This is a genomic window from Henriciella algicola (assembly GCF_003576245.1).
Classification (GTDB): Bacteria; Pseudomonadota; Alphaproteobacteria; order Caulobacterales; family Hyphomonadaceae; genus Henriciella; species Henriciella algicola.
The window spans coordinates 512,871-532,560 of sequence record NZ_QWGA01000008.1; the positions used below are offsets into that span (position 1 = coordinate 512,871).

Consider the following 19,690-nt stretch of genomic DNA (forward strand, 5'->3'; position numbering starts at 1 on the left):
TCGACACGCTTGACGAAAAGACCCGGCCTGCAACACTGCAGGCCGGGTTTTTCTTTTGGGGACGTGAAGATGAAACAGGTATCTTTTGCCGTGGCCGCTCTGGTCGCAGGCTTGGCTTTCCAGTCCGTTGCGGACGCTCAGGAGGCGGGCGAAGCCGCGCCTCAGCCCGCGCCGCCGTCCTGCGAAGGCGACGTCTATGACGACTTCGATTTCTGGCTGGGCGAGTGGCAGGTCACCACACCGGACGGGCAGGTTGCCGGCACCAATTCAATCACGAAAGCCGAAGACGGATGCCTCCTGATTGAGCGGTGGACGGGCGCGCAAGAGTCAACGGGGCAGAGCTATAATTTTTACGATACCGGCCTCGACAAGTGGCGCCAGGTCTGGGTCGCGCGCGGGGCCACCATCGACTATGCAGGCAAGCTGACGGAGGACGGCGAGATGCGCCTTGAAGGCAAAATCGCTTATCGCAATGGCACCACCGCGCCTTTCCGCGGGAGCTGGACGTCAGAGGCCGATGGCAGCGTCACCCAGCACTTCCAGCAGTACAATTCAGAGACTGAAAGCTGGGACGACTGGTTCACCGGTATCTATCGCCGCACCCCTGCTGGCGAATAAGAGGCGCGTGACCACTCGACATGGTCCCAAGGCTGCCATAGTCCCGATCAGGAAAATCAGACACTGCGCCAAATATTGAGGGAGACACCATGTCCGTCATCAAGCTTGAGAAATCCGGATCCATCGCAACGCTGACGCTGACGCGTCCGGACATGATGAACGCCCTCGGCCAGGAAGGTGACGGCCCGGCTGTCGCGGCTGCCTGCGCAGAGATCGAGGCTGACCCGGACATCCGTGTGGCCATCCTGACCGGCGAAGGCCGTGCCTTCTCGGCCGGCGGCGACGTCAAAGCCATGCGCGACAAGACCGGTGCCTTCGGCGGCAGCCCGAACCAGATCCGGAATGGCTATCGCCGCAATATCCATATGGTCGTCAAATCGCTCTACAATCTCGAAGTCCCGCTGATCTCTGCGGTGAATGGCGCGGCGATCGGCCTTGGCTGTGACGTCGCCTGTATGGCGGATGTGCGCATCGCGTCGGACAAGGCGAAGTTCGGTGTGACCTTCCTCAAGCTCGGCCTCATTCCGGGCGATGGTGGCGCATGGCTGCTGCCGCGTATCGTCGGCAACGCTCGCGCCGCCCAGCTTCTCTTCACCGGTGACGTGATCGACGCACAGACCGCGCTCGACTGGGGCCTCATTTCTGAGGTCCACACGCCAGAAGCGCTGATGGACGCTGCCATGTCGCTGGCAGAGCGTATGGCTGTTCAGCCGCCGCAGGCCCTCCGCCTCGCAAAGACGCTGCTCCGCCACGGCCAGTCTGCCTCCTACGACACGATCATGGAGCTGTCCGCCGCCTCGCAGGCCCTGATGCACGAGACCGAGGACCATATGGAAGGCGTCCACGCCATCCTCGAAAAGCGCGCACCGAAGTTCGAAGGTAAATAGGCCTGTCATGGCAAGCGGGCGCCGCCTGATCTCCACTGGCTCGCCATTCGAGAAGGCATTTGGCTATTCGCGTGCTGTCGTGCAGGGCGATTGGTGCTTTGTCGCCGGGGTCACGGGGTATGATTACGCCGCCATGACCATGCCGCAGGATGCTGCCGCTCAGGCAGACGCGTGTTTCGCCACGATTTCCCGCGTGCTGGAGGAGGCAGGCTTTGCCATAGCGGACATCGTCCGCGTGCAATACACGCTGACAGACCGGGCGCTGGTCGATGAGGTCGCGCCCGTCCTCGGCCGGCATATGGGCGACATTCGTCCGGCCGCGACGATGGTGATTTCGGGGCTGATCTCGCCGGAAATGAAGATCGAGATCGAGGTGACGGCGCTAAGATCAGAGGCCTGACCCTCCGCCACGTCATGCCTTGTGCCCTTTCCGCTAGTCGATAAGCTATCTATCAATAGAGGCGAAAAACGCCCTAAGGGAGGACTGCATGATTGGTATCGTTGCGAAGCTGCAAATAGCTGAAGGCAAGAATGATGAATTCGAACAGGTCGGCAAGGACCTGATGGCGAAGGTCAAGGCGAATGAGCCTGGCTGTCTGACCTACCAGCTTTACCGCTCACAGTCCGATCCGCAGTCCTACATCTTCATGGAGCAGTACTCCGATGACGAAGCGCTCAAGGCGCACGGCCAGACGGAGTATTTCAAGGCAGCAGGGCCGAAAATGGCAGGCTGCCTCGCCGGAAAGCCGGAAATCGAGCGCTACGATATCGTTGAATAAAACCCTCTGACGCGTCGTCCCCGAAGGAGGGCCCGATATGGTTGAGACCGGTAAGCCGAGCCTCGTAACACGCCTTGCCTATGGAATTGGCGGCGCAGCTGGCGGCATCAAGAATAATGGCTTCGAATACGTCCTCCTGCTGTTCTACAGCCAGATCATGGGACTATCGGCCGTCCTCGTCGCGGCTGCGCTCTGGATCGCGCTTCTGATCGACGCTTTTTCCGACCCGGTTGTCGGTTACTGGTCAGACAATATGCGGACCAAATGGGGGCGGCGGCACCCCTTTATGTATATCGCCATGGTCCCGGTCGCGATTGGCTATTTCTTCGTCTGGAACCCGCCGACAGAGCTGTCCGGCCTAAATCTCTTCGCCTGGTTGCTCGCATTCACGGTGATCGTGCGGCTGATGTACACCTTCTTCGAGGTGCCAAGCACGGCGCTCGCGGCAGAACTGACGCAGGACTATGATGAGCGCACATCGCTCATGTCGTTCCGCTATTTCTTTGCCTGGGTCGGCGGCCTCACGGTCCAGATCATTCTGTTTTTTTACCTGCTGAAACCCAGCGAAGGCGACCCTTCCGGCTTCTTTCACATTCCTGGCTGGAACACGTATGGCCTGATCGGCGCAAGCTGTATCTTGGTGTCGATTGCCATCACATCCCTCGGCACACACAGGCACATCCCGCACCTCAAGGCCCCGCCAGCAGCACGCAAGCTGACCCCGATGAAGATCCTTGGCGAGATATGGGAAACCGTGTCGAACCCATCCTTTCGGGCGCTGTTCATCGCAACACTCTTCGGTCTTCTGGCGAGCGGTATCTCTGCGACCCTGAACCAGTATATCAACGGCTTCTTTTGGGAATTCACGAACGTCCAGATTACCGGCTTGACTGTTGCGGTCTATGTCTCGGCGATCCTCGCGCTTGTCATCGCGCCGCCGGTTGGCAAAGCGTTCGGCAAGAAAAAAGCGGCCATCATTATCGGCTTCCTCGCCTTCACGATTGCGCCCATGCCGGTCATCCTGCGCCAGTTCGGCCTCCTGCCGCCGAACGGCACGGATGCGCTCTATTACATCGTGATAACCGTCACCGTGTTCGACCTCGCCCTGATCATCGCCTATCAGATGCTCGCAGCCTCCATGGTGGCCGACATTGTCGAGCAGAATGAGCTTGCGACCGGCAGACGCTCAGAGGGCATCTACTTCGCGGGCATCAGCTTCATGCGCAAACTGGCCCAGGGCATGGGTGTGCTGACGGCTTCTGGCGTCCTCGCGGTCGCGTCCATCACCCCCGGTATGCGGGCCGCACAGGCAAGTGAGGAATCCATCCGCATCCTTGGTTGGGGCTACGCACTCAGCCTGCTTACGCTGTGGACGATCATGATGGTCTGTATCAGCTTCTACCGGATCAGCCGCGAAGATCACGAAGCCAATCTCGAAGCCCTCCGATCAGGGGCGACGACGCAGCCGCGTTTCGAGAAAAGCTAGGCTCACCAACTGGCACCAGCTGACAAAATTGTCATGCGGTGCCAGATTGCGCCCTCGCCAAGGCCGCAATAGAGCCATTTTCATGATGCATAACATCGCCATGACACGGCACGTTTCGAAACTGCTCTTCATCTCGGCCATCGCGGTCCTTGCGCTGCTGGCCGTTGTAATCAGTCCGCTTTTCTCCTTCGGCCAGCAGGCCGGCGCCCAATCCCAGCCGGCTCAGTCTGAAAACGAACTGGCTGGCGAAACGCAGGCAGATGAGAGCGGCAATTTCTTCATGCCCGGCCGCCGCGTCCCGCAGAGCCAGGCTGAAGTCCAGCTCTCCTACGCGCCGCTGGTCAAACAGGTCTCCCCGGCGGTTGTAAACGTCTATACCAGCCGCGTCGTGCGCGAGAGCAATTCGCCCTTCGCCAATGATCCGATCTTCCGTCAGTTCTTTGGCGCGACACCGCGTGCGCGTGAGCGCGTCCAGAACTCGCTCGGCTCCGGTGTGATCGTGTCGGATGACGGCGTCATCGTCACCAACAGCCACGTGGTGAAGGATGCCGACCAGTTCCTCGTCGTCCTGTCAGACCGCCGCGAATACGAAGCTGATCTCGTCCTCTCCGATGAGCGCACCGACCTTGCCGTGCTGCGCATCGACAATGATGGCGACCCGCTCCCGACCGTGAAATACGCCGATACGCGTGACACCGAAGTTGGCGACATCGTGCTCGCCATCGGTAACCCGTTTGGCGTCGGCCAGACGGTGACAACCGGTATCATCTCGGCCACCGCGCGCACCGATGTCGGCGTTTCAGACTACTCCTTCTTCCTGCAGACCGATGCGGCCGTGAACCCCGGCAATTCCGGCGGCGCGCTGATCAACACGAAGGCAGAGCTTGTCGGTATAAACACGGCGATCTTCTCACGCTCTGGCGGCTCTAACGGCATCGGCTTCGCCATTCCGGCTGAAATGGTGCGGCGCGTCGTCGATGCAGCCGTCAATGAAGGCATGATCGTCCGCCCATGGCTGGGCCTCAAGGCGCAATCGGTGAGCTATGACATCGCACAGGCGCAAGGTCTCGACCGTCCGCTTGGTGTGATGGTCACCGAAGTCTTCCAGAACGGCCCCGCAGACGAAGCCGGGATCGCGCGCGGCGACCTGATTACAGAGATTGATGGCCGCGAAGTCTTCGATGAGCGGGGCCTCAAATTCCTCGCGGCGACGCGCTCACCGGGTGAGTTCTCCGAGCTCACGGTCCTTCGAGGCGGCGCGTTCGAGAACATCAACGTTGAGCTCGCTCCGCCGCCGGGCGCCACCGAGGCAGAGCTTGAGCTTCTGGAAGGTCGGCATCCTTTCTCCGGCGCCGAAGTCGCAGAGCTGTCGCCGCGCCTTGCTGAGGAGCTTGGCCGTGATCCGTTCGAAACCGGCGTCCTCGTCACGCGCATCCTGCGCGGCGCCTATGCCTGGCGCGTTGTCCGCCCGGGCGACCTGATCGTGTCCGTCAACAACACGCAGATCGAAAGTTTGAGCGATCTTGATGAGGCCTTGGGCGCTGACACGTCGACCTGGACGATCGAGCTTGATCGCAATGGACGCCCCATCGGCGGGACGCTGCGTCTCTAGGCGAATTCGAAAATCTGCCCGGCCAAGCCTCGCCACCCTCGGATGGCGGTGCTAGCGTCCGCATCATCATCAGATGCGGAAGGCTCCACCCATGAAACTCAGAACTGCACTGGCGCTTGGCGCGTCCATGCTCGCCTTTGGCTGCGCGCAGACACAGGAAGCCGACACGGCTGCGCCAACCCCACCAAGCGAGAGCGCAGACGCGAGCGATACCCCGCTCGTCGGCGTCGAGGTGGAGACCTATCCCGCGGCGCTCTTCCACGAGACGACCAGCTATTCGCTCGCGTCGTCTGGCGGCTATGTCTTCTCCGCAGAGGGTGGCGAAATCCTCGCCTCCACTGATGTGACTGGCATCTTCAATGCGGTGACGATGGATGAGACCGGCGCCGTCACCGCGCTCACCAATTCCAATAGCGACGCCATCTATGCCCAATCCTTCTTTCCGGAAGACAACAGGGCGCTGCTGACCTCTGATGGTGGCGGCGATGAAATCTTCCACGTCTATGTTCGTGAAGAAGATGGCACCCTTCGCGACCTGACGCCCGGCGAAGAGACGCGCGCAAGCTTTGTCGGCTGGCGCGGCGATGGCGAGGTTTTCTACGTCCAGACCAATGAGCGCGACCCGCAGACCAATGACCTCTACGCCTATCGGGCCAGCGACTATGCCCGTGAGATGATCTTCCAGAATGACGGCAAGGACATCGCCGGCGTCTCGCCAGATGGGCGCTGGCTGGCCCTGTCCAAGGACCGCACCAATGCGGACTCCAACATCTTCCTCGTTGACCTGCTGTCTGACGAGCCAACCCAGCAGCTGATCACCGAGCATGAAGGCGACATCGCATACGGCGTCTATGACTTCACCGCCGATAGCGAAACGCTGATCTATGCCACCAATGAGTATGGCGAGTTCAATCAGGCCTGGACCTATAATCTCGCGAGCGGTGAGCGTAGCCCGCTCATCCAGGCGGACTGGGACGTGTCGTACGTCTTCGACAGCCCGACCGGGCGCTATCTCGTCTCTGCGGTCAACAATGATGCGCTGACAGAGCTGACCATCCTCGACAACCAGACAGGCGAGGAAGTCGCGCTGACCAACATCCCTGACGGCGAAGTTGGTCAGGTCCGCTTCAGCCGGGATGAGAGCGAGATCGCCTTCGGCGTGAACACCGATACCTCACCCTTCAATCTCTACATGGCCGACCTTGAGACCGGCGCGGCGACGCGTCTGACCTCGGCGCTGCCTGAAGCCATCGATGAGGATGACCTCGTGACGGCGACGATCGTCCGCTATGAGAGCTTTGACGGGCTGGAAATCCCGGCCGTCTTCTACATGCCGAAGCAGGCATCGGCAGATAACCCGGTCCCCGCGCTTGTCTGGGTGCATGGTGGGCCGGGCGGCCAGACGACGCGCGGCTACTCGGCGACGATCCAGCACCTCGTCAATCATGGCTACGCCGTGCTCGGTGCGAACAATCGCGGCTCATCCGGCTATGGGAAGACGTTCTTCCACCTCGATGACCAGAACCACGGCGAAAACGACCTTCAGGACATCGTCTATGGCCGTGAGTATCTTGAAGGCGTCGAAGGGATCGACCCTGACAGGATCGGCATCATTGGCGGCTCCTATGGCGGCTTCATGGTGGCGGCAGCGCTGGCGTTTGAGCCGGAAGTCTTCGATGTCGGCGTCAACATCTTTGGCGTGACCAACTGGCTGCGCACGCTTGAGAGCATTCCGCCATGGTGGGGCTCTTTCCGCGATGCGCTTTATGATGAGATGGGCGACCCGGCAGAGGATGAAGAGCGCCTGCGCCGCATCTCGCCGCTCTTCCATGCTGACCAGATCACCAAGCCGCTGCTCGTTATCCAGGGCGCAAACGATCCGCGCGTCCTGCAGGTCGAGAGCGATGAACTGGTCGAAGCGGCCCGCGCCAATGGGGCGACGGTCGAGTATGTGCTCTTCCCCGATGAAGGCCATGGCTTCCAGAAGCGTGAAAACCGCATCACCGCCTCAGAAGCCTATGTCAGTTTCCTCAACACCTATCTGAAGGGTGAGCCCGCCCAGCAGGAAGCGGCCGCTGCAAGCGACAACGCCGCTGACTAGACCAGTCTGAAACGCAACAAAAAAGGCCGGGCGATCTGCCCGGCCTTTTCATTTGTGAATGCTGTCAGCGAGGCCCTAGAGGCCGCTCACGATCAGCTGCAGCTCTGAATTGCCGGCCGTCATGGCGGACTGGTCTGCCTCCAGCGTCTCCGGGCGGTCCGCCGTTGGATAGGCGTCGGCCAGGATGGCGAGGACAGCGTCAGCCTGCTCAACGAAGTCTGGTGCATCGGCTTCAATGGCGGCGCGGTGGTCTTCGAGAAGGGCGTTTGCCGTGCTGTAGAAGCCATAGCCGTCGAGATATGGCTCATAGGCGTCGGTACCGGTCGCAGAACCATACTGGGCGGTCGCGCGGTTGATCTGGTCAGCGATCACCTTGGCTTCGACGACTGCGTCGCTGTCGCTGCCTTCAGGTGCCTTTTCTGCCGCAGCGCGCAGCGTCTCGATGATGTCATCGGCGCGGGCGCGGAGGTCTTCAGCTGACTCCTCAGCGAACACGGCGGCGGAGGCATCGCTCAGCTTCTGTGCGAAAGGTTCGACGCCCTGCTGGACGAGGACTGGTTCGAAGTCGAGCAGGATCTCGCTGACCGGGTGGGCGAACATTTCGCCGGCTGCACGGCGCTCGCCTGCGTCCAGCGCATCGATGCCGGCGCGGATGTGCGCTTCGGTCATGGCGAGTGCGCTGCGATAGACGGCAGGGTCCTGGGCGGCAGCTGCGAGGTCTACACCGCCTTCGCCGCCTTCACCTTCACCACCTTCGCCCTCGCCGCCTTCACCTTCGCCGCCGGACATGGGGTAGGACGAGGTGTCGGTCTGTGCGTCAGGGGTCTGCGTCGCTGCGGTGTCCGTGTCCTCGGCTGCGGCGGTTTCAGTCGGGGCAGGGGTGGTTTCGACCTCATTGCCGCACGCTACAAGGCCGCCAAGAAGCGTGGTCGACAGGCCGAGCGCAGCAAGAGATTTGTATTTCGATGCCATAGAAGTGCACTTTCATAGTTGCGAGTGTTCCGGTAACGCCTAGCTATATCTGCAAATAATTCTCAAAAGCAAGATGCTGATCACGATTCCAAACATACTTGACGCAGGCGCCCTGACTGAAGCGAAGGAGCTTCTGGCAAAGACGAGCTGGGCCGATGGGCGCAAGACAGCGGGGCCGGAAGCGGCGAAGGTAAAGCGCAATGAGCAGGCGGATCTGTCGTCCCGCTCTGGCAGCGCGCTGCACACGCTGCTGAATGATGCCATCCGCAAGAACGCTGTCTTCCAGGCCGCCGCACAGCCCGCGCGCCTGTCGCGCCTCCTCGTCAGCCGCAGCGGCGAGGGGCAGGGCTATGGCACCCATGTCGACAATGCGCTGATGGGCACAGGCCCGAACCGGCTCAGGACGGATTTGTCCTTCACGCTCTTCCTTAATGACCCGACCGATTATGAAGGCGGCGAGCTGACGATCGACTGGGCGGGCATGATCCATTCGATGAAGCTCGAAGCAGGCTCGCTCCTCCTCTATCCCTCGACCAGCCTGCACCGCGTCGAGACGATCACGTCTGGCCAGCGCACGGTCTGCGTCGGTTGGGTACAGAGCCAGGTGCGCACCAGCGAGCAGCGCGACATCCTGTTTGATCTCGCCAACGTGAAAGTCTCCATGCGTGCCTCCCTGCCAGAAGGCGCGCCAGAGCATCTCGCGCTCTCAAAGGTGATCGCGAATCTTCGGCGACTCTGGTCGGAGGTCTGACCGCCGTTCAGGCGGCCACGCGGCTACCGATAGTCGTGCGGTGGAGCAGGCGGTCATGCCCCTGATAGCCGCCCGTCGCCATATGCAGGCATGAGCGGTTGTCCCACATGAGCAGCGTGCCCGCCGACCATTTGTGGCGGTACTGAAACTCAGGCCGCGTCTGCCAGCGATAAAGCTCTGTCAGCAGGGCCCAGCTCTCTTCCTCAGCCATGCCTTCGAAGCCGATAATGTATCCGGCGCAGCCGAAAAGCCCTTCCTCGCCAGTTTCGGGGTGCTTGCGGACGATGGGGTGGGACTGGGTCGCCATCGCTTCATCGGAAGAGCGGATGTCCATACTCCGGCCCTCATCCTTTTCGCCATAGAGGCCTGCCTTGCCATAGCCATTGCGTGCCGAATGGACGGCCACCCTGCCGTCCAGCTTCTCACGCAGATCGTCAGGCATCTCTGCCAGTGCCTTGTGCTGGTTAGTGAAAAGCGTGTCACCGCCAATGGGCGGAATGGTGATGCCATAGAGGCATGTGCCGGCGGGTGGGGAGGCCTGAAAGCTCCAGTCCGTATGCCACGTCTCGGCAAAGACCGGGCCGGTCTCATCGGCGTTGCGTTTGACGGCAATGATGTGCTGCCGGCCCGGTATCGGCGCAATGAAAGGGTCATCGCCAAAGGGCCCGAAGTACCGGGTGAACCGCTCCAGGTCATCATCGCTGAGGCTCTGGCCTGGAAAGGCAAGGACGTGATGGGTGAGCCAGGCGGCGCGGATCTCCGCGACGGTTGCCTCACTGAGGGGCTGGCTCAGGTCTATGCCTGTTACGCTCGCCCCGCACGCCTCACCACTTTGGGTGATGGTCAGTGTCATGGTTTCCTCCAGCTGCCATCTTATCACGGGCACTGACGCGGGCTAGGTGTGACGCATGAGTGATCTCTTTTCCGCTTCCGGTATGGCTGATGAGGCGCCGCGGCCGCTGGCTGACCGGCTGCGCCCGGCAAAGCTGTCTGAAGTCGTCGGGCAGAACCATCTGCTCGGCCCGGACGGCGCGCTCGGCCGGATGCTGTCGACCAAGCGGCTCTCATCGATCATTTTCTGGGGCCCGCCCGGTGTCGGCAAGACAACGATTGCGCGGCTGCTCGCCAAGGAAACCGATCTCGAATTCGAAGCGATCAGCGCCGTCTTCTCTGGCGTAAAGGATCTGCGCGCCGCCTTCGACCGGGCCGAGAACAGGCGCTCGACGGGCAAGGGCACACTGCTTTTCGTTGACGAGATCCACCGCTTCAACCGCGCCCAGCAGGACGGCTTCTTGCCCTTCGTCGAGGCGGGCGTCGTGACCCTCGTCGGCGCGACGACAGAGAATCCGAGCTTCGAGATCAATGGCGCGCTCCTGTCGCGCTGCGCGGTGCTGACGCTCAAACGCCTGACGCCAGAAGCGCTGGAAGAACTGCTCGTCCGCGCCGAAGCGCTTGAGGGGCGCAAACTGCCGCTGGAGCCGCGCGCCCGTGAAGCGCTGATCGACATGGCTGACGGCGATGGCCGCTACATGCTGAACCTTGCCGAGCAGGCCTTCACGCTGGCCGACGAGGGCACCGAGCTGACGCCAGAGGCGCTGAGCCAGGCACTCCAGAAGCGCGCGCCCGCCTATGACAAGGACCGTGAAGAGCACTACAATCTGATTTCCGCCCTGCACAAATCGGTGCGCGGGTCAGACCCGGATGCCGCGCTTTACTGGTTTGCCCGCATGGTCACGGGCGGCGAAGACCCGCTTTATCTCGCCCGCCGCATTGTCCGCATGGCGTCAGAGGATATCGGCCTTGCCGACCCGACGGCGCTGATGATCGCGAATGAAGCGGCCCGCACCTATGAGCGCCTTGGCAGCCCGGAGGGCGAGCTTGCCCTCGCCCACGCCGTCGTCCACCTCGCCACGGCGCCAAAGTCCAACGCGGTCTACACCGCCTGGAAAGCCGCCCAGCGCGCCGCGAAAGAGACAGGCTCTCTCATGCCGCCAAAGCATATCCTGAACGCGCCCACCGCCTTCATGAAGGGCGAGGGCTATGGAAAGGGCTATGCCTATGACCATGACGCCGAAGAGGGCTTTTCAGGTCAGAACTATTTCCCGGACGGGATGAAGCGCGAGAATTTCTATCAGCCCAAGGGGCAGGGGCGCGAAGGCCCCATCGCCGAACGGCTGAAACGCTGGGCAGAGCTGCGCAAGAGCCGGGGTGAATGACGCTTCTGCGATTGCAGCCGCGCCCGGCTTCTGCTGGTATCGCAAACAGATTTACTAAAGGGGTTTCAGGATGACGGGTTTCAACTTTCGCAATGCTCTCATGATGGCAGGTGCGCTGACAGTCCTGGCAGCCTGTAACCCGGACGCAGAGCCGAGCGGCAGTGAGATCATCGCGCAGGCACCAGCCAGCAGCCCGGCGGCCTCTGTCGGCGAAACGCCCGGGACTGTCACACCGACCCCCATGACCGTGCCGCAGGATATTCTCGACATGCATGAATCCATGCTCGTCATGGACACCCACCTTGATACGCCGGCCTATTTCCACACGCCGGACTATAACTTCTCTGTCCGCCAGACCTTCGAGCAGGATGGCACCCATGTCGACCTGCCGCGCATGAAGGAAGGCGGCCTTGATGGCGGCTTCTGGGTGATCTTCACGGCGCAAGGTCCTCTTGATGACGCGTCCTATGTCGCGGCCCGCAATCAGGCGCTGCTGCGCCAGATGTCGATCCGTGAACTCGCAGCCAAGTATGGCGACGAAGTCGAGCTCGCCTTTACTGCCGATGACGCCGAACGCATCGCAGGCGAGGGCAAGCGCGTCGTCTATCAGAGCATGGAAAATGCCTATCCACTCGGCACCGACGTATCGCTCGCCGAGACCTTTTACCAAGGTGGACTGCGCATGATCTCGCCGGCCCACTTCCGGAACAACCAGTTCGCAGACAGCGCGACTGACGTGTCGGGCGAGTCCTATGGTGGCCTCTCGCCGCTCGGCGAGGAGCTGGTGCGCAAGGCCAATGAGCTTGGCATGGTGCTCGATGGTTCGCACGCCTCTGATGAAACCGTGTACGACATGATCGAACTGTCCACGACGCCGATCATCCTGTCCCACACCGGTGTCGACGGCGTCTACGACCATTTCCGCAACATTCCGGACGAGCTGCTGACGGCAATCGCCGAAGATGGCGGCGTCATCCAGATCAACGCCTTTGGCGGCTATCTCGAAGCACTGGAGCCGAGTGCAGAACGCCAGCAGGCTATGGCTGACCTCGAAGAACAGTTCGGCGGTAGCTATTACGATCTCGACGAAGCGACGCGTGAGGAATATTCCGCCGCCCGCGAAGAGATCGACGCACAATATCCGGCGCCGCGCTCCAGCTTTGAGAAATTCATGGAGCACCTTCTCTATGCGCTCGACCTTGTCGGCCCGGACCATGTCGGCATGGGCGCTGACTGGGATGGCGGCGGCGGCGTCGACGGCATGACCGACATCACCTTCCTGCCGAAGGTGACCGCAGCGCTTCTCGAGGCGGGCTATAGCGAGGAGGACATCGAGAAGTTCTGGAGCGGCAACATGCTGCGCCTCCTGCGTCAGGCCGAAGAGGCGCGCACCTCTGAAATGCAATCGCCGAACGTCCTGAATTAGGGCGGTCCGGGGCGAGAGGCGGGGAGCTACTCAATGGCGGACTGGATCACACTTCTGCCGCCTGTCCTGGCGCTCGCCATCGCGGTCTGGACGCGCAATGTCTATTGGGCGCTCGGCCTCGCTATCTGGACATCCGAAACGCTGATCGCCGGGGGAAACCCGGCGCTCGGCTTTTTCGGCAGCGTGGAGCGCGCCGTCTCTGTCTTCGGCAGTGAGGGTAATACACGCATCCTCCTCTTCTGCCTCATCATCGGGGCACTGATCGAATATATGCGCCGGTCCGGCGGGATTGCCGGCATGGTGAACTGGCTGGTCCGCACGGGCGCGGCTGGCACGCGGCGGCGGGCAGGCGCGGTAACCGCACTTACTGGCACGCTTATCTTCGTCGAAACCAATATCAGCCTTCTGACCACAGGCATTATGGGCCGGCCGCTCTTCGACCGCCTTAAGATGAGCCGGGAGCGGCTCGCCTATATCATCGACTCGACCTCTGCACCTGTCAGCATACTGATTCTGCTCAATGGCTGGGGTGCATTCGTGCTTGGCCTCATCGCCGAGTATGACCTCGACAATCCACTGGCCGTGCTGGTCGCGACCATCCCGCTCAACTTCTATGCGCTGCTGACGCTTGCGGGCGTCTGGCTGACGGTCATCAGCGACCGCACCTTTGGCCCGCTTCGTGCGCGTGAGGCGCAGACCATCGCCGCCAATGACGATGCACCGGAAGAAGAAACCGGAAGCGGAAGCGCGCTCAACATGGGCGTGCCTCTGCTCGTTCTGGTCGGCGGCGCGCTTGGCTTCATGCTCTGGACGGGCGGCGGCAATATGCTGGAAGGCTCAGGCTCCCAGTCCATCCTCTGGGCCGTCTGCCTTGCGACAGCGATTGCCTTCATCCTGTTGCTGCGGTCCGGCAAGGAGCCGAAGGGGAGCCTGATCGAGACCGGCTTCAAGGGGATGGGCGACCTTCTGCCTGCAGTAACAGTAATCTTCCTCGCGCTGGTGCTGGGGGCGAGCCTCAAGGCGCTCGGCACGGGCGAAGTCCTCGGCGGTCTTGCAGGCAGCATCTCCTTTGCCTGGGCACTGCCTTCCATCGTCTTTGTCGTCGCGGGCATCACTTCATTCACGACCGGCACGAGCTGGGGCACCTATGGCATCCTCGTGCCAGTTGTCATTCCGCTTGCCCTCGGCAGCGGCGTGCCGCCATCGCTCGCTCTCGCGGCGGTCCTCGGCGGCGGCGTCTTCGGTGACCATTGTTCGCCAATTTCCGACACCTCGATCATCGCGAGCCTCGCGGCCGAATGTGACCATATCGAACATGTGCGCACGCAGCTGCCCTATGCGCTTACGACCGGGCTGCTCGCCGTCATCGGCTATCTCGCGGCCGGTATCGCCACCACGTTCTGAAGCGTCTACTGACATAGAAAAGCGGCGCGCCCTGATTGAACGCGCCGCCATAGAGGAGAATGCCGAGCAGGCCTACCAGCCCACTTGGTCTGACTAGGAGTCTCGCCTAGCCGAAGAGCTCTTCAAGGTAGTCCTTCAGGATCGCAAAGCTGCGGCGCTCGGCGGCTGGGTCGTAGACCGTGCCGAAGTCCGGGTCGTTCGCTTCCGGATTGGTGAAGGCGTGCATGACGCCGCCAAAGGCGTGCAGCTGCCAGTCGGCGCCAGCGTCCGTCATCTCCTTGGAGAAGGCCATGACGTCCTCTGGCTTTGCCATCGGATCGTCCCAGCCATGCAGGGCGAGAACTTTCGACTTGGTCTTGTGGCCGCCAGTGTTGCCAGGGGCGCCGAGGATACCGTGGAAAGACGCAACGCCTTCGACGTCCATGCCGGCGCGCGCCATGTCGAGGACGCAGAGACCGCCGAAGCAGAAGCCGATCGCTGCCGCCGTGTCGCAGCCAGATTCCTTCTTCGCGACTTCAAGGCTGTACTTCAGACGGTTCTGAAGCTCGGCGCGGTTGGACGCCAGCGGCTCCATCAGCGCCTGGCTCTCTTCCTTGGTCGAGCCGCGCTTGCCCTTGCCATAGACGTCGAGCGCAAAGCCCGCATAGCCCCACTCAGCCAGCATCTTGGCCTTCTCATGATCGAATTCGTTCTGTCCGCCCCATGCGTGGGAGACGAGGACAACAGCTTTCGGCTTGCCTTCTGGCATGGCCAGAAAGCCTTCATAGGTCTGTCCGGCCTGTTCATAGTCCAGTGATTTCGTTGAAACGGCCATGCGCGTCATTCCTTCTTGTGTGACTTGTCCCAGCCTCACTTAGGGTTTCTCTGAGTGATAGCTAGGCCTTGCCGGGAAGATCGGAACAGACGCAAATAGGGCCGATGAGGAAACGCCAGATAATAATAGATTGCGATCCGGGGCTCGACGATGCCGTTGCGCTTCTGCTTGCCTTTGCGGCAACTGACCGGATCGATGTGCTCGGAATTACGACGGTCGCAGGCAATGTCCGTGGTGAGCTCACGCATCGTAATGCGCGCATCGTCCGCGACCTTGCGGGCAACCAGTCAGGCCTGCCTGTGCGTGCCGGTGCGCCGCGCCCGCTTGTTCGCGATCCGGTCACGGCAGAGGACTTTCACGGCACGACAGGGCTCGGCGGGCTGGACCTGCCAAAGCCGAAGGGACGCGCCTCCCGCCAGCACGGCGTGAACTTCCTGATACAGACCCTCCGTACCATGAAGGGCTTTCCGGCGACCCTCGTCGTGACCGGCCCGATGACCAATGTCGCGCTCGCGCTCAGCATGGCGCCCGACATTGTCGAGGGCCTCTCTGAGATCGTCATTATGGGCGGTGCGGACAGCGAAGGCGGCAACATTACCCCGCATGCCGAGTTCAACATCTTCGCTGACCCCCATGCCGCCCAAGCCGTTTTCCGGTCCGGCATTCCGATGCGCGTGCTCAGCCTCGATGTGACCCACCAGCTGCTGACGCAGGACGAGATGGTCGAGCGCGTGCGCGCCCTTGGCTCGTATCAAGCCGTAGTCGCCGCTGATCTGCTCGCTGCCTCCAACAAGCTTGAAGAATCCGCAAAGGCGCGGAACGCCCCGCTGCATGATCCTTCCACCATCCTTGCGCTGCTGAGACCGGACCTCTTCACGGGCCGCAAGGCGCGCGTATCCGTCGTCACCGAAGAAGGCGAGCGTTTCGGCAAGACCGTGCCGGAGTACCGCGAGGACGGCCATGTTGAGTGGTACACTGGTGTCGATGCAGAAGGCGCCTTCTCAGAACTGCTCGGCCAGCTCGGGAGATACCCGCTATGACGCATCCGCGAATTACGGTCATCGGCTCCATCAATCTTGATCTCGTTGCAACAGCAGACAAGCTGCCGGTGGCCGGAGAGACGGTGACCGGAGCAAGCTTTGCCCAGCACGCAGGCGGCAAAGGGGCGAATATGGCGCTGGCCGCCCAGCGGCTCGGCGCGTCCGTGAAGCTTATTGGCCGGGTCGGGGATGACCCAAACGCTGAAGGCGCGCTTGGTCTCTTGAGGTCGGGCGGTGTCGATCTGGAGAGCGTAATCGTCGATGAGGATGCGCCAACGGGCGTCGCCCTTATTGGCGTCGACACCAAAGGCGAAAACCAGATCATCGTGGCAAGCGGCGCGAATGGCGAACTTGGTGCTGACGATGTGCGCGGTACCTCCGCAAGCGATGCCGTCCTCTGCCAGCTTGAAGTGCCTGTCCCGGCCGTAATGGAAGCATCGCGGATAGAGGCCGCTGTGTTCGCCGTAAATCTGGCTCCAGCACTTCCTGTACCGGCAGAGCTCCTTGAGCGCGCCGACCTTCTCATCGTGAATGAAGGGGAAGCGGCGTATTATGGCGACGCGATCCATCGCGGCGAAGGTCTGGTCGCGCTGACGCTGGGCGGGCAGGGCGCTGTCCTCTACCGCGCTGGCAAGGAAATTGCCCGCACGCAGGCTTTCGCCGTGCCTGTCATCGATACGACCGGGGCAGGCGACACCTTCTGCGCCGCGCTCGTACTTGCGCTGGCCGAAGGGCGGGGTGAAGGCGAGGCGCTACGCTTTGCGTCCGCCGCCTCTGCGCTGGCCGTCACCAAGCCCGGCGCGCAGCCAAGCCTGCCATGGCGCAAAGAGGTCGACGCCTTTCTGAAAGATCAGGACTGAGAGCGCCGAATGGGCCAGTTTCCTTGGACGCGAATTGAGGTTGGACCGGCCCGCGAAGCGGAGATCCGCGCCGCCGTGCGCGATACGACCGCCTTGCCCAGCACCGCGGCCACAAGCAGGCTCGCCGCGCAGGACGATGCCGCTGCCCTGACAGAACTCTTCGCCTTTCCCGAGGTGAACCGCTGGATCTACAGCCTGCCTCGCCCGCTCACCGTAGAGGCCGTCGCAAAGTACATCTCGGAAATGGAGGCGGCGAAGGCGCAAGGCGAGGGCCTTCTATCGCTGAACTTCGATGAGGAGGGCACGCTATCTGGCTATTCGGAACTTCGCATCTGGCCACAATGGGCGGCTGGAGAACTTGCGGGCGCCATGCGGCCTGACCTGCAGAGCAAGGGGCAGGGCGCCGCCGGTATGTTTGCGACCTTCACCTGGATGTTCGAGGCGCTCGGCCTCGACCTCATCTGCAACACCACCGCGCTCGACAATATCCGTATACAGAAGCTGTTTCAGCGTACGGGCTTTGTCTATCGCGGCGATATCGAAAGCCAGCGGCCAGACGGCACCATCCGCCAGTCGCAGGTCTGGGAAGTCATGCGCAATGACTGGTTGGCCCAGTTCGGATGAACTAGGCGCAAAAGTCCTTGTGGTTCGACCAGCATCCTGAGAGAAGCCGAAGGACGCTCACCATGGGGACGTTTTCAAACGTTGAATTCGCCCTCATCCTGAGCGAAGTCGAAGGACGAGGGCGACGCCTTGTCAGTCCTCGATCAGATTGCCTTCCGTGTCGCGCACCTCTGGCCCGTTTACCCGGGCGCGGCCATCGCCGAACGGCGCGTCGCGTTCGCGCAAGGCTTCGCGCAGGCCCGCTTCGCCAACGCGTTTCACAAAGGCATGAGCTGAGGCGGCCTGATGGCCGCGCACATCATTCTCCACGGCGAGACGCTGCATCGTGCGGGCCCCCATCAGCTCCATGCCGAGGTTCACGGCGCGCTTGTTGGCGGCAAGGATGTCTGCGTCCACGTGCGCCATCCGGTCGGCCAGGCCTTCGACCTCGGCTTCCAGCATGTTTGCGGGCACAGACTTCATCGCGAAACCGAGCTGCGCGGCCTCAACACCCGTGATGCTGTCGCCGGTCAGCATGAGCCGTTTGGTCCATTGCGGGCCGACATTGTAGAGCCACATCTGGTTCGGCAGCGCACCCAGGTTTCGCCCGGCCGGGAAGGACACCATCGCATCATCGGCAATGATGACCATGTCGCAGAGAAGCGCGATATCGGTGCCGCCTGCCACGCAGGGGCCGTGAACCTGCGCGATGACAGGCTTGTGCATGTCAAAGATCGCCATGCGATAGCGCTGCGCCCGTTCCAGCTGCCAGATATCGTCAGCGACAGAGCGCCCACCGCGCGTGTCGCTGGTCTCGGCGTCGAGGCGCGAGACGGGCACACTGTCAGAGCCTGCAAGGTCGTATCCGGCTGAAAAGCCCCGACCCGCGCCCTTAATGATGACGCAGTGCACCGCCCGGTCATTATCGGCCTGCCAGAGCGCCTCTGACATTTCGGCCTGCATCTTCAGCGTCAACGCGTTCAGCTTGTCAGGCCGGTTCAGCGTGATGCGGGCGCGGCCATTCTCGACCTCATAGATGATTTCATCGAACATGTGGGTCTTCCTATAGCGGTGGGTCGATGCGGTAGACCTGCCGGGCCACGCGGCTGAACATGGCCTGCTGTTCCAGCTCGGAATAGTCGGCGGCGATCTTCTTCATGGCATTCCAGTAGACCCGGTAGCTGAGCGAGAGCCGGTCGACCGGGAAGTTGCTCTCGAACATGCAACGGTCCGCGCCAAAGCAGGAAATGGCGTGGTGATAGTATTTCGCCTGCGCATCGACGACTTCATCCGATGACGGCGGGAGGTCGCGTTCATGCCAGCCAAATCCATTGTCCGGCATGGCAAGTCCGCCAAGCTTGGCGAAGACGTTCTTCTGCTCGGCGACGGCGGCGATATCATCTTTCCACTTCGCGAAATTATCCTCGCGCTTGCCTTCATAGGGGCCCACACCCAGAGGCGTGCCGAAATGGTCAAGGATCATCACCGTGTCCGGGATCGCGGCGGCAAGGTCGCGGAAGTCGAGGATCTGGTGGTGATAGTTCCAGGTGTCATAGGTACAGCCGCGCTGGCCAAGATGCGCGACGCCGCGCCTGAAGGCCTCATCCTTGTAAAGACCTTCCGGTGCGCGCGGCGGGATCCGAAAGCCAGCCCCTGCCTTGTCGAAGGGCCCCGCATGCCGGATGCCCCGAAACAGGCCTTTTGAGGCCTCGATATGGGCGTCCAGCACCTCGTCCAGTGTCGCGGTCGGCAGACGAAGGTCAGCATGCGCGACAAGCGCAGCGATGCTCGCCTTGCCGGACGCGGCCTCGGTCAGGGCGGCGGTTTCGGCGATATATTCGCTCTCACCGACAGGCCTCAGATGCTCTGGCCCGTCCTCGCGATAGGAAGAGCCGCACTCCATGAAGACGGTCTGGGTGACATTGTGCCCGTCATCGGTATCTGACCACAGCTCATCGAGGTCATAGCGGATGACCGGATGGCTCTTGCGCCAGAGATGATGGTGCGGGTCCACAATCTCGCGGGCCGGGTCGATGACCTCTTCGCGGTGCTTGTTCAGCCAGTCGTCATTATCGAACATCTCAACTCCCTTTTGCCTCTGCTGGGCCTTGGGAGCAGTTC

Annotated in this window: 19 protein-coding genes; 14 read left to right on the top strand and 5 right to left on the bottom strand. The window is 61.9% G+C overall.

The window, feature by feature from the left end:
• The first annotated feature begins 69 nt into the window (after positions 1-69).
• The 7 genes from D1222_RS15375 (at position 70) to D1222_RS15405 (ending at position 7,483) form a co-directional block, all read left to right on the top strand.
• Complete coding sequence (locus D1222_RS15375) at positions 70-618, top strand: hypothetical protein (RefSeq protein WP_119455124.1); 549 nt, start codon at positions 70-72, stop codon at positions 616-618.
• Between the two features lie 89 nt (positions 619-707).
• Positions 708-1,505, top strand: coding sequence for a crotonase/enoyl-CoA hydratase family protein (locus tag D1222_RS15380; RefSeq protein WP_119455125.1), 798 nt, complete (start codon positions 708-710; stop codon positions 1,503-1,505).
• Positions 1,506-1,512: 7 nt separating this feature from the next.
• Entirely contained in the window at positions 1,513-1,905 is a 393-nt protein-coding gene (locus D1222_RS15385; protein WP_119455126.1) for a RidA family protein, read from the top strand.
• 88 nt (positions 1,906-1,993) lie between these two features.
• On the top strand, positions 1,994-2,284 hold the full coding sequence (locus tag D1222_RS15390; RefSeq protein ID WP_119455127.1) for a putative quinol monooxygenase: 291 nt from the start codon (positions 1,994-1,996) through the stop codon (positions 2,282-2,284).
• 37 nt (positions 2,285-2,321) lie between these two features.
• Positions 2,322-3,770 (top strand): MFS transporter, encoded by a 1,449-nt coding sequence (locus D1222_RS15395; RefSeq protein WP_119455128.1) that lies wholly within the window; start codon positions 2,322-2,324, stop codon positions 3,768-3,770.
• Positions 3,771-3,852: 82 nt separating this feature from the next.
• The gene (locus D1222_RS15400) at positions 3,853-5,382 is read left to right on the top strand and encodes a Do family serine endopeptidase (RefSeq protein WP_233348823.1); all 1,530 of its coding nucleotides are present in this window, start codon (positions 3,853-3,855) and stop codon (positions 5,380-5,382) included.
• 91 nt (positions 5,383-5,473) lie between these two features.
• Entirely contained in the window at positions 5,474-7,483 is a 2,010-nt protein-coding gene (locus D1222_RS15405) for a S9 family peptidase (protein ID WP_119455130.1), read from the top strand.
• Between the two features lie 75 nt (positions 7,484-7,558).
• Here D1222_RS15405 and D1222_RS15820 read toward each other — a convergent pair whose 3' ends face one another.
• Positions 7,559-8,455: a hypothetical protein gene (locus D1222_RS15820; protein WP_182482015.1), complete on the bottom strand. Its 897-nt coding sequence runs from the start codon at positions 8,453-8,455 to the stop codon at positions 7,559-7,561.
• 73 nt (positions 8,456-8,528) lie between these two features.
• Between D1222_RS15820 and D1222_RS15415 the strand changes: the two genes are divergently transcribed.
• On the top strand, positions 8,529-9,206 hold the full coding sequence (locus D1222_RS15415; protein WP_119455131.1) for a Fe2+-dependent dioxygenase: 678 nt from the start codon (positions 8,529-8,531) through the stop codon (positions 9,204-9,206).
• Positions 9,207-9,213: 7 nt separating this feature from the next.
• On the opposite strand, the gene D1222_RS15420 is transcribed toward D1222_RS15415, so the two are convergent.
• Entirely contained in the window at positions 9,214-10,059 is an 846-nt protein-coding gene (locus tag D1222_RS15420; RefSeq protein ID WP_119455132.1) for a TauD/TfdA dioxygenase family protein, read from the bottom strand.
• Between the two features lie 55 nt (positions 10,060-10,114).
• On the opposite strand from D1222_RS15420, the gene D1222_RS15425 reads away from it, so the two are divergent.
• From D1222_RS15425 to D1222_RS15435, 3 genes are all read left to right on the top strand, one after another.
• Entirely contained in the window at positions 10,115-11,422 is a 1,308-nt protein-coding gene (locus D1222_RS15425) for a replication-associated recombination protein A (protein ID WP_119455133.1), read from the top strand.
• A 70-nt stretch (positions 11,423-11,492) separates the two neighbouring features.
• Positions 11,493-12,848: a dipeptidase gene (locus D1222_RS15430; RefSeq protein WP_119455134.1), complete on the top strand. Its 1,356-nt coding sequence runs from the start codon at positions 11,493-11,495 to the stop codon at positions 12,846-12,848.
• Positions 12,849-12,881: 33 nt separating this feature from the next.
• On the top strand, positions 12,882-14,252 hold the full coding sequence (locus tag D1222_RS15435; RefSeq protein WP_119455135.1) for a Na+/H+ antiporter NhaC family protein: 1,371 nt from the start codon (positions 12,882-12,884) through the stop codon (positions 14,250-14,252).
• Positions 14,253-14,358: 106 nt separating this feature from the next.
• On the opposite strand, the gene D1222_RS15440 is transcribed toward D1222_RS15435, so the two are convergent.
• Complete coding sequence (locus D1222_RS15440; protein WP_233348825.1) at positions 14,359-15,066, bottom strand: dienelactone hydrolase family protein; 708 nt, start codon at positions 15,064-15,066, stop codon at positions 14,359-14,361.
• 104 nt (positions 15,067-15,170) lie between these two features.
• Here D1222_RS15440 and D1222_RS15445 point away from each other — a divergent pair, with 104 nt between their 5' ends.
• The 3 genes from D1222_RS15445 to D1222_RS15455 are packed head-to-tail and all read left to right on the top strand — an operon-like array spanning position 15,171 to position 17,590.
• Positions 15,171-16,106 (top strand): nucleoside hydrolase, encoded by a 936-nt coding sequence (locus tag D1222_RS15445; RefSeq protein ID WP_119455137.1) that lies wholly within the window; start codon positions 15,171-15,173, stop codon positions 16,104-16,106.
• Positions 16,103-16,966: a ribokinase gene (locus tag D1222_RS15450; RefSeq protein WP_119455138.1), complete on the top strand. Its 864-nt coding sequence runs from the start codon at positions 16,103-16,105 to the stop codon at positions 16,964-16,966. The genes D1222_RS15445 and D1222_RS15450 overlap by 4 nt, the downstream gene beginning before the upstream one ends.
• A gap of 9 nt (positions 16,967-16,975) precedes the next feature.
• The gene (locus D1222_RS15455) at positions 16,976-17,590 is read left to right on the top strand and encodes a GNAT family N-acetyltransferase (protein WP_119455139.1); all 615 of its coding nucleotides are present in this window, start codon (positions 16,976-16,978) and stop codon (positions 17,588-17,590) included.
• A 132-nt stretch (positions 17,591-17,722) separates the two neighbouring features.
• Here the strand turns inward: D1222_RS15455 and D1222_RS15460 are convergent, their stop codons facing one another.
• Entirely contained in the window at positions 17,723-18,622 is a 900-nt protein-coding gene (locus D1222_RS15460) for a crotonase/enoyl-CoA hydratase family protein (protein WP_119455140.1), read from the bottom strand.
• A 10-nt stretch (positions 18,623-18,632) separates the two neighbouring features.
• Positions 18,633-19,649, bottom strand: a complete 1,017-nt coding sequence (locus D1222_RS15465) for an amidohydrolase family protein (protein WP_119455141.1) — start codon at positions 19,647-19,649, stop codon at positions 18,633-18,635.
• Positions 19,650-19,690: the final 41 nt, after the last annotated feature.

Coding starts and splice junctions, on each gene's coding strand:
- D1222_RS15375 (WP_119455124.1), top strand. CDS start 70: ATGAAACAGGTATCTTTTGCCGTGGCCGCTCTGGTCGCAGGCTTGGCT.
- D1222_RS15380 (WP_119455125.1), top strand. CDS start 708: ATGTCCGTCATCAAGCTTGAGAAATCCGGATCCATCGCAACGCTGACG.
- D1222_RS15385 (WP_119455126.1), top strand. CDS start 1,513: ATGGCAAGCGGGCGCCGCCTGATCTCCACTGGCTCGCCATTCGAGAAG.
- D1222_RS15390 (WP_119455127.1), top strand. CDS start 1,994: ATGATTGGTATCGTTGCGAAGCTGCAAATAGCTGAAGGCAAGAATGAT.
- D1222_RS15395 (WP_119455128.1), top strand. CDS start 2,322: ATGGTTGAGACCGGTAAGCCGAGCCTCGTAACACGCCTTGCCTATGGA.
- D1222_RS15400 (WP_233348823.1), top strand. CDS start 3,853: ATGATGCATAACATCGCCATGACACGGCACGTTTCGAAACTGCTCTTC.
- D1222_RS15405 (WP_119455130.1), top strand. CDS start 5,474: ATGAAACTCAGAACTGCACTGGCGCTTGGCGCGTCCATGCTCGCCTTT.
- D1222_RS15820 (WP_182482015.1), bottom strand. CDS start 8,455: ATGGCATCGAAATACAAATCTCTTGCTGCGCTCGGCCTGTCGACCACG.
- D1222_RS15415 (WP_119455131.1), top strand. CDS start 8,529: ATGCTGATCACGATTCCAAACATACTTGACGCAGGCGCCCTGACTGAA.
- D1222_RS15420 (WP_119455132.1), bottom strand. CDS start 10,059: ATGACACTGACCATCACCCAAAGTGGTGAGGCGTGCGGGGCGAGCGTA.
- D1222_RS15425 (WP_119455133.1), top strand. CDS start 10,115: ATGAGTGATCTCTTTTCCGCTTCCGGTATGGCTGATGAGGCGCCGCGG.
- D1222_RS15430 (WP_119455134.1), top strand. CDS start 11,493: ATGACGGGTTTCAACTTTCGCAATGCTCTCATGATGGCAGGTGCGCTG.
- D1222_RS15435 (WP_119455135.1), top strand. CDS start 12,882: ATGGCGGACTGGATCACACTTCTGCCGCCTGTCCTGGCGCTCGCCATC.
- D1222_RS15440 (WP_233348825.1), bottom strand. CDS start 15,066: ATGGCCGTTTCAACGAAATCACTGGACTATGAACAGGCCGGACAGACC.
- D1222_RS15445 (WP_119455137.1), top strand. CDS start 15,171: ATGAGGAAACGCCAGATAATAATAGATTGCGATCCGGGGCTCGACGAT.
- D1222_RS15450 (WP_119455138.1), top strand. CDS start 16,103: ATGACGCATCCGCGAATTACGGTCATCGGCTCCATCAATCTTGATCTC.
- D1222_RS15455 (WP_119455139.1), top strand. CDS start 16,976: ATGGGCCAGTTTCCTTGGACGCGAATTGAGGTTGGACCGGCCCGCGAA.
- D1222_RS15460 (WP_119455140.1), bottom strand. CDS start 18,622: ATGTTCGATGAAATCATCTATGAGGTCGAGAATGGCCGCGCCCGCATC.
- D1222_RS15465 (WP_119455141.1), bottom strand. CDS start 19,649: ATGTTCGATAATGACGACTGGCTGAACAAGCACCGCGAAGAGGTCATC.